Consider the following 8,651-nt stretch of genomic DNA (forward strand, 5'->3'; position numbering starts at 1 on the left):
GGAACCAGGAAAACCGGTCGTCGGCAGGAATGATAGGACGATCCGGGATTCTGTACGCAGGAGACTGCGGGTCACCAGGTGACCATGCAAGCAAGGTCACCTGGTTGCCAAAGTTAGCGGGAACCCCTGCCCCACAGGACCACTTCAACGGTCTGGATGATGGTGAGCAGGTCCAGTGCGATGCTCTGGTTTTTCACATAGTAGAGATCGTACTGGAGCTTCTCGAAGGCATCCTTCTCGGAAGCGCCGTAGGGATAGTTGATCTGCGCCCAGCCGGTCAGGCCCGGCTTGACCCAGTGACGGTGATGGTAATAGGGCAGCTTGGCGGCCAGCTGTTCCACGAATTCCGGGCGTTCCGGACGCGGACCCACAAAGCTCATGTCACCCCGCAACACGTTGAACAGCTGCGGCAGTTCATCAAGGCGCGTCTTGCGCATGAAATTGCCAAAGCGGGTCACGCGCGGGTCCTGCTTCTGGGCCCAGCGGGCCACGCCATCCCCCTCGGCATCCATGACCATGCTGCGAAACTTGGTCAGGGTGAACGGCTTGCCGTTCTGCCCGACCCGCACCTGACGGAACAGCACTGACCCCTTGCCCCGGCTCTCGATCCAGATGCCCAGCGCCGTCAGCAGCATCAGGGGCCAGGCCAATGCGAGCAGAACCAGACTGGTCGCAACATCCAGCATGCGCTTGGCGTAGTCCCGGTACAGGCACTGACGGAAGCCCCGGGAGAAGATCATGGTGCTCGGGCGCAGGATATCCAGCTTGAGGAACCCGCCCTCCCGTTCAAAGAAATCCGAGACATCCAGCACGTTGACCCCGTTCATCTTGCAGGCCATCAGTTCATCCACCGGGAACCCGCCGCGAGGATCATCCATGGCGATGACCACATCATCGATCTGGTGGGCGCGCACGTACTGGTCCAGGGGCTGATCCAGATGCACCAGGCTGTCCTGTGGCACCAGACTCACTTCCTGAGCCTGGGGCACAAACCCGAAGAGCTCAAAACCGCGCCGATCACTGCGACGGCGCAGCCGGTTGAACAGGGTGGCGGTGTTCCCCGCACCCAGCACCAGCACCCGACGCTTGAGCGCGTCCAGATCCAGCAGACGCACACCGACCAGACGGGTCACGATCACGCCCGCAAAGGCACCTGCCATGGCCAGCACCATGATGCCGCGACCGAACAGGAGCGAGGGAAAGGCATAGAACAGTGCAGCCAGCATCGCGGCACCCAGGGCGAACGCGCCGACCACACGCAGGACCACCGCAAGGGTGGAATCCCGGAACCCGCGCCGGTAGAGACCCATGCTGAGCATGGCCAGCATGTTTACGGCGGCAAAGATCACCAGCTTCAGGCCCAGGCCATCAAAAACAACGGGGGCCGCGCCCTGGGGGAAACGAAACTGCACGGCGAGATAGAAGGCCGCCATGATGATCACGGCCTCGGCCATGGCCAGCACCACCAGGGGGGTGGAGAGTTCGCGCCCGAGGATCTGGACGTGACTGTGTTTGAGGCGGATGCCGCGTGGTTTCTGACGTCTTGCAGGCTCAGCGACCGGCAGCATGGTGACCGTACCGCCGCCATGCTCGGGCGCCTGGACGGATCCGCGTTCGCCTGCCCGCCTGCGATCCGGGCCGCTGAAGCCGGACATGCCCGACTCACTGGGGACTGCGGCCTTGTATTCAGCTTTCTGCGTCATGATCCACACGCCTCCTTGGCCGTGGGGGCAGCCGATCCGAGCCGATTTGAGACGGCTGCAGGACTGCCCAGATACAACATGATACCCCTTCCTGAACCAGGGGGCCCTGGGCCTGAGAGGCCCTTCACACCGGGGATTCAAGCGTCGGAACAAACCCTTGCAATGAAACCGGTTTTGGTCGGATTGGCCCATCAGGAAGAGGTGAGCCCCCGAGCCAGCAATGTGACACAGGTCACATTATGCATAGCATAGTGTACGTTCAGAAGATTGCAAATGTTTTAAGGCACCGGGTCCTTGGCAAAGGCAGGGGAAACTCGGTCTCCGGGCTCGGATGGAGGATCCAGAGTCCCGGACGAGCTGCGCAATCGTGGAGCTGGCGACAGGAGTCGAACCTGCGACCTACTGATTACAAATCAGCCGCTCTACCAACTGAGCTACGCCAGCGCAATCCGGTCGAGAAGTGTACTCCAGGGCGGGGACAGGCGCCAATCAAGGCACCACAAGGGGCGGGCAGGCCCGCTCCATGCGGTTGACCCCATCGGGCAGGGTGACATCGGCGTAGGATTCCTCGGGTCCGGCCAGATCCAGCCAGTAGAGGGTCTGAGTGCGGGTACGCGCCTCGATACGTGGCCCGTAACCCATGGCCTCGACCTGCTCCACACGCCTTCTGGCCCGTTCGTGCTCGGAAAACAGGCCCAGGGAGATACCGTTGCGGTGCTCCCCCTCACCGATGACATAGAGATCCAGCAGACCGCGCCCGGCCAGGTCCCGGGCCAGGTTGAGCGCGGCCTCGCGGGTCGCCCGTGGCGGCAGGAATACCCAGTAACTGGAGACGATCTCCCGGCTGACGCTGCGCAGGTCCCCCATCAGCCCCTGAGCCTCCAGCTGGGCGCTGAGGGTCTGGGCCTCCATCCGTGATACGAACGGTCCGACGGTTTCGCAATGCCAGCGCGGAGCAGTGCCGAGCGTTTCCGGGCTCGCCGGGGCTTCAGGCGCAGGCCCGGCAATACGTTCGGACAGGAGTACCAGCCGGGTGGCGTTACGGGTCTCGAGGCTCTCGACCGGGGTGCCGGCCTCCCGGGGCGGCTTGACCTGGGTCTGCCAGTACAGATACGCCCCGTTGAGCAGCACCAGAATCAGGACCAGGGTTCGCATGCACGCCCCCCCGTCATCACGTCCAGCCCCTGCAGCACCAGCCAGGGACAGTATTCGTAACGGCCCTGGAGCTGACTCAGGATGCGCGGCGCATCCCCGCCACAAAGAATGCGTCTCGGGGCATCTGACAGATTCGACTGAATGCGCTCGCAGAGTCCGTCCACCGCCGCAGCCGTACCATACAACGCCCCTCCCGCCACCGCGCCGGCGGTATTGTCCGCCAGCAGGGCCGGCGGCCCATCCGGCGTGTCACCCACCTGGGCAGTCCCCTGCCCCAGGGCGATCGCCATAAGCCTGAGGCCTGGCAGGATCACCCCCCCCAGGTGCGCACCATCGGGTGTGACCGCATCCAGGGTCAGGGCGGTGCCGCAGTCGATCACCACCAGACTGCCCTCGAACAGTTGCCGAGCGCCGACCATGGCCGCAAAGCGATCCGCACCCAAGCGCCCCGGGTCAGCGTAAGCGTTGCGGATGCCGTGCGCCTCGCGGACGGCCTGGTGCAACTGCGGCACCGGCCAGCCCCGTTGTGTGCAATAACTGCGGAATTCCGCGAAGAAACCCTCATCCCTGACACTGATCACGTGAATCGATTCCGGACCGGAATGGTGCGAAAGACCCCTGCCCAATGCCTCCAGGCCGTCGGCATCAGGGGACACGACACCCCGCGGCGGATCCTGCCCGGGAGCGCCGACCAGGGCCCACTTGATGCGACTATTGCCTGCATCCAGCAGGAGGCGTTTCATGGCAGCGCCCGCCTGACACTGACCTCGCCCGCATCCAGCAACCACTCGCGATCCTGACCCACGACCCGCAACCGACCTTCTGAATCCACCCCACGGGCCACGCCCTCGAGCACCTCATCCATGGCTGAAGTCACCCTGACCGGAACCCCGGACAACACATCGTAGCGGGACCAGCGAGCCAGGAGGGTCTCGGCCGGTTGAGCGTAGAAATCGTCGAGTGCCCGGGAAAGGGCCTCAAGCAGATGACCCGCCAGTGCATTCCTCGGCGGCAGGCCAGTCCCCATGAGTCCGGCGAGGTCGATCCAGGGTTGATCGATGGCAGCATCCGCGGGCAATGCCAGATTGAGTCCCAGGCCGACTACCAACACAGAGCGCTGCTCCCGCCTGCGCAGTTCAACCAGGATACCGCCGAGCTTGCGGCCGCGGGCGACCAGATCATTGGGCCACTTCAAACCGATCTCGTCATGACCCAGCGCCTCGGCCAGAGCCACGCCCAGGGCGAGCGTCAGCCGTGGCGGCACCCCCGGCCAGTGGGAGACATCCCGACGCAGGCTCATGGCCAACCCGCCACCGAAGGGCATCTGCCACCCCCTGCCGCGCCGGCCCCGTCCGGCGCTCTGGTGTTCCGCGAAACAAGCGACATCGCCGCTATCAGCATCCAGTCGCCCGAGCCAGACGCTGGTGGAATCCAGCTCCGGGAACACGTGCAGGCGCAATCTGGCACGCAGATCCTCGGAAAGCGCCTGGTAGATACGCTCTTCCGCGAGGAGTTCGACGGGGCGTTGGAGCCGCAGCATACCGGCCTGGTCGCGCACGACACCAAGACCCCAGCGATCCAGTCGCTCAAGCGCGTCCTTGCGTCGAGACGCGTGCCAGGCGCCGGGAAGCGCTGTCGCGGGATGTGGCCGCCCGTCTGCCAGCGCCTGCAGCAGACACATGGCATCCTGGATCGCAGCCTGATCCCGAACCGAGAGCCCGTGAACGATTTGTGGATCAACGGTGCTGATGGGGTGACATCCTGTTCTGTCCGTCAAAGACTTTCGGCTATGATCGTGGCAACAGGGAATGAACACAATGTCACCATTTCACAGAACCTTCCTGAACTGTGCGCTGACCAGCGCCGTGTTTGTCGGCGCGGCTGCGCCAGCCGCGCTCATGGCGCAGGGCCAGATACATATCCATCGCAGCCCGGACGGCACCCAGTGGTTCACCGACCGGCGCAACATGGGGCCCGACTATACCTACGTGGGATCCTACGGGCGACCGACCGCAAGTCACTCCTGTCATGGCATCACGCCGACCATCCTGGCGCAAAGGGCTGAACCCTATCTCACCACCGTGCGGCATTATGCTACCCACTATGGCATCGATCCGAACCTGGTCCGTGCAGTCATCACGGTGGAGTCCTGCTTCGACCGCCAGGCGGTCTCCCGGGTCGGCGCCCAGGGGCTGATGCAGCTGATGCCGGCGACTGCGCGGGAGCTGGGAGTGCAGAACAGCTTCGATGCCCTCGACAACATCCGGGGCGGTATTCGCTATCTGCATCGGATGCTGCAGGAGTTTGACCAGGACATCACCCTGGCCCTGGCCGCCTACAACGCTGGCCCTGGTGCAGTGCGCCGACACAACGGTGTCCCACCCTTCAACGAAACCCGCAATTACATCACCCGCGTCATGGATCACTACGAACGACTGGCGGGTACGGCCCAGACCTCAACACCCTGATACAGTCGCACGCTCCTTGCCTGCGGCTGAAGCCGTGATCAAACCCGCGCTCTGATCCAAGCGTAAGACCACCGAGTAAGTCACTGCTCAGACCTGGTGCCCTTGTGGTGTCCCCAGCGCATGTCCATGACTGCCAGGGTTGACGCCACGAGCGGACTCATTTGCGAAAAAAATCGCGCATAACAAAACCCCGCTGTCCAAAGGACAGCGGGGTTTGGGATAAGTGCCTGGCAGTGACCTACTTTCGCATGGGGGCGAGCGAGGACCGTTCGTCCAGTGGACGAACGCAGCCAATGCGAGCGACCCGCACCTCGTGTGCGGGGCTGGAGCGCCGCTTAGCGGCTTCCCCATGCAGGCCAAAAAAAACCCCGCAGTCTAGAAAGACCACGGGGTTTGGGATAGGTGCCTGGCAGTGACCTACTTTCGCATGGGGAAGCCCCACACTATCATCGGCGCTGAGCAGTTTCACTTCCGAGTTCGGGATGGGATCGGGTGGTTCCCACTCGCCATTGCCGCCAGGCAAACTTGTACCGTGTACCGGTCAATTCCGATACACAGAATTCGAGAAAGCATTCTAGGCGCAGTGTTATGTCGATTTCGGACTCAACATACAGCCCAAACTGTTTGGGGTTGTATGGTCAAGCCGCACGGGCAATTAGTACTGGTTAGCTTCACACATTACTGCGCTTCCACACCCAGCCTATCAACGTCGTAGTCTCCGACGGCCCTTTAGGGACCTCGAGGGTCCAGGGAAATCTCATCTTGAGGTGGGCTTCCCGCTTAGATGCTTTCAGCGGTTATCCCTTCCGTACTTAGCTACCCGGCAATGCCACTGGCGTGACAACCGGAACACCAGAGGTACGTCCACTCCGGTCCTCTCGTACTAGGAGCAGATCCTCTCAAATTTCCGACGCCCACGGCAGATAGGGACCGAACTGTCTCACGACGTTCTAAACCCAGCTCGCGTACCACTTTAAATGGCGAACAGCCATACCCTTGGGACCTGCTTCAGCCCCAGGATGTGATGAGCCGACATCGAGGTGCCAAACACTGCCGTCGATATGGACTCTTGGGCAGTATCAGCCTGTTATCCCCGGAGTACCTTTTATCCGTTGAGCGATGGCCCTTCCATACAGAACCACCGGATCACTAAGACCTGCTTTCGCATCTGCTCGACTTGTCTGTCTCGCAGTTAAGCACCCTTATGCCTTTGCACTCAGTGCGCGATTTCCGACCGCGCTGAGGGTACCTTCGCACTCCTCCGTTACTCTTTGGGAGGAGACCGCCCCAGTCAAACTACCCACCACACAATGTCCCTGTCCCGGATAACGGGACTAGGTTAGAACTTCAAACATGCCAGGGTGGTATTTCAAGGTTGGCTCCACGACGACTGGCGTCGCCGCTTCAAAGCCTCCCACCTATCCTACACAAGCAGGTTCAAAGTTCAGTGTGAAGCTGTAGTAAAGGTTCACGGGGTCTTTCCGTCTAGCCGCGGGTACACTGCATCTTCACAGCGATTTCAATTTCACTGAGTCTCGGGTGGAGACAGTGCCGCCATCGTTACGCCATTCGTGCAGGTCGGAACTTACCCGACAAGGAATTTCGCTACCTTAGGACCGTTATAGTTACGGCCGCCGTTTACCGGGGCTTCGATCAAGAGCTTCGCCCGAAGGCTGACCCCATCAATTAACCTTCCGGCACCGGGCAGGCGTCACACCCTATACGTCCTCTTTCGAGTTTGCAGAGTGCTGTGTTTTTAATAAACAGTCGCAGCGGCCTGGTCTCTGCGACCTCCAACAGCTTAGGGAGCAAGTCCCATCACCATCAGAGGCGTACCTTCTCCCGAAGTTACGGTACCATTTTGCCTAGTTCCTTCACCCGAGTTCTCTCAAGCGCCTTGGGATTCTCACCCTGCCCACCTGTGTCGGTTTCGGGTACGGTCTCGTGCTATCTGAAGCTTAGAGGATTTTCTTGGAAGCATGGCATCAATCACTTCGCTCCCGTGGGAGCTCGTCATCACGTCTCAGGATTGTGAAACCGGATTTTCCTGGAATCACTCCCTACTCGCTTAAACCGGGACAACCAACGCCCGGCTGATCTAGCCTTCTCCGTCCCCCCATCGCAATAACACGAGGTACAGGAATATTAGCCTGTTTCCCATCGACTACGCATTTCTGCCTCGCCTTAGGGGCCGACTAACCCTGCGCCGATTAACGTTGCGCAGGAAACCTTGGGCTTTCGGCGTGCGGGTTTTTCACCCGCATTATCGTTACTTATGTCAGCATTCGCACTTCCGATACCTCCAGCATGCCTTTCGACACACCTTCACAGGCGTACGGAACGCTCCTCTACCACTTACACAAAGTGTAAGTCCGCAGCTTCGGTACATGGCTTGAGCCCCGTTGAATCTTCCGCGCGGGCCGACTCGACCAGTGAGCTATTACGCTTTCTTTAAAGGATGGCTGCTTCTAAGCCAACCTCCTGGCTGTTTCTGCCTTCCCACATCGTTTCCCACTAAGCCATGATTTTGGGACCTTAGCTGGCGGTCTGGGTTGTTTCCCTCTCCACGACTGATGTTAGCACCCGCCGTGTGTCTCCCGTGCTCGCACTTCCTGGTATTCGGAGTTTGCAATGGTTTGGTAAGTCGGGATGACCCCCTAGCCATAACAGTGCTCTACCCCCAGGAGTGATACACGAGGCGCTACCTAAATAGCTTTCGAGGAGAACCAGCTATTTCCGAGCTTGTTTAGCCTTTCACTCCAATCCACAGCTCATCCCCTAATTTTTCAACATTAGTGGGTTCGGGCCTCCAGCGGGAATTACCCCGCCTTCACCCTGGCCATGGATAGATCGCCCGGTTTCGGGTCTACTCCCAGCGACTGAACGCCCTATTAAGACTCGGTTTCCCTACGGCTCCCCTATGCGGTTAACCTTGCCACTGAAAGTAAGTCGCTGACCCATTATACAAAAGGTACGCAGTCACCCCGAAGGGCTCCCACTGCTTGTACGCACACGGTTTCAGGTTCTATTTCACTCCCCTCTCCGGGGTTCTTTTCGCCTTTCCCTCACGGTACTGGTTCACTATCGGTCGGTAGGGAGTATTTAGCCTTGGAGGATGGTCCCCCCATGTTCAGACAGGATTTCACGTGTCCCGCCCTACTCAATTTCACTACAAAGGCCTTTTCGTGTACGGGGCTATCACCCACTATGGCCGGACTTTCCAGACCGTTCCACTAAAACCAATGCAGCTTTTGGGCTAATCCGCGTTCGCTCGCCGCTACTGACGGAATCTCGGTTGATTTCTTTTCCTCCAGGTACTTAGATG

At 60.4% G+C, this 8,651-nt stretch carries 5 protein-coding genes, 1 tRNA gene and 2 rRNA genes (1 of these 8 running past the window's edge); 1 reads left to right on the forward strand and 7 read right to left on the reverse strand.

The genetic code is table 11. The annotated features are described in order from the left end of the window. Positions 1-113: 113 nt before the first annotated feature. The 5 genes from TGR7_RS12030 to TGR7_RS12050 all read right to left on the reverse strand — a co-directional run bounded on the left by TGR7_RS12030 (position 114) and on the right by TGR7_RS12050 (position 4,539). Positions 114-1,703 (reverse strand): TIGR03013 family XrtA/PEP-CTERM system glycosyltransferase, encoded by a 1,590-nt coding sequence (locus TGR7_RS12030; protein WP_245522980.1) that lies wholly within the window; start codon positions 1,701-1,703, stop codon positions 114-116. A 368-nt stretch (positions 1,704-2,071) separates the two neighbouring features. Then, positions 2,072-2,147, reverse strand: a tRNA-Thr gene (locus TGR7_RS12035). A gap of 45 nt (positions 2,148-2,192) precedes the next feature. Continuing rightward, positions 2,193-2,858 carry an SPOR domain-containing protein gene (locus TGR7_RS12040; protein WP_012638954.1) on the reverse strand — a complete coding sequence of 222 codons (666 nt, stop codon included), beginning with the start codon at positions 2,856-2,858 and terminating at the stop codon, positions 2,193-2,195. Further along, a complete protein-coding gene (locus TGR7_RS12045; RefSeq protein WP_012638955.1) occupies positions 2,840-3,601 on the reverse strand; it encodes a type III pantothenate kinase in 762 nt (253 codons plus the stop codon). The genes TGR7_RS12040 and TGR7_RS12045 overlap by 19 nt, the downstream gene beginning before the upstream one ends. After that, positions 3,598-4,539, reverse strand: coding sequence for a biotin--[acetyl-CoA-carboxylase] ligase (locus tag TGR7_RS12050; RefSeq protein WP_012638956.1), 942 nt, complete (start codon positions 4,537-4,539; stop codon positions 3,598-3,600). The genes TGR7_RS12045 and TGR7_RS12050 overlap by 4 nt, the downstream gene beginning before the upstream one ends. Before the next feature lie 136 nt (positions 4,540-4,675). On the opposite strand from TGR7_RS12050, the gene TGR7_RS12055 reads away from it, so the two are divergent. Further along, positions 4,676-5,326 (forward strand): lytic transglycosylase domain-containing protein, encoded by a 651-nt coding sequence (locus TGR7_RS12055; protein ID WP_012638957.1) that lies wholly within the window; start codon positions 4,676-4,678, stop codon positions 5,324-5,326. A gap of 404 nt (positions 5,327-5,730) precedes the next feature. Here TGR7_RS12055 and rrf read toward each other — a convergent pair. Then, positions 5,731-5,846 (reverse strand): 5S ribosomal RNA (gene rrf / locus TGR7_RS12060). A gap of 114 nt (positions 5,847-5,960) precedes the next feature. Continuing rightward, positions 5,961-8,651: ribosomal RNA gene (locus TGR7_RS12065) — 23S ribosomal RNA — on the reverse strand; it runs 194 nt beyond the window's last position.

It is taken from the genome of Thioalkalivibrio sulfidiphilus HL-EbGr7 (assembly GCF_000021985.1).
Taxonomy (GTDB): Bacteria; Pseudomonadota; Gammaproteobacteria; order Ectothiorhodospirales; family Ectothiorhodospiraceae; genus Thioalkalivibrio_A; species Thioalkalivibrio_A sulfidiphilus.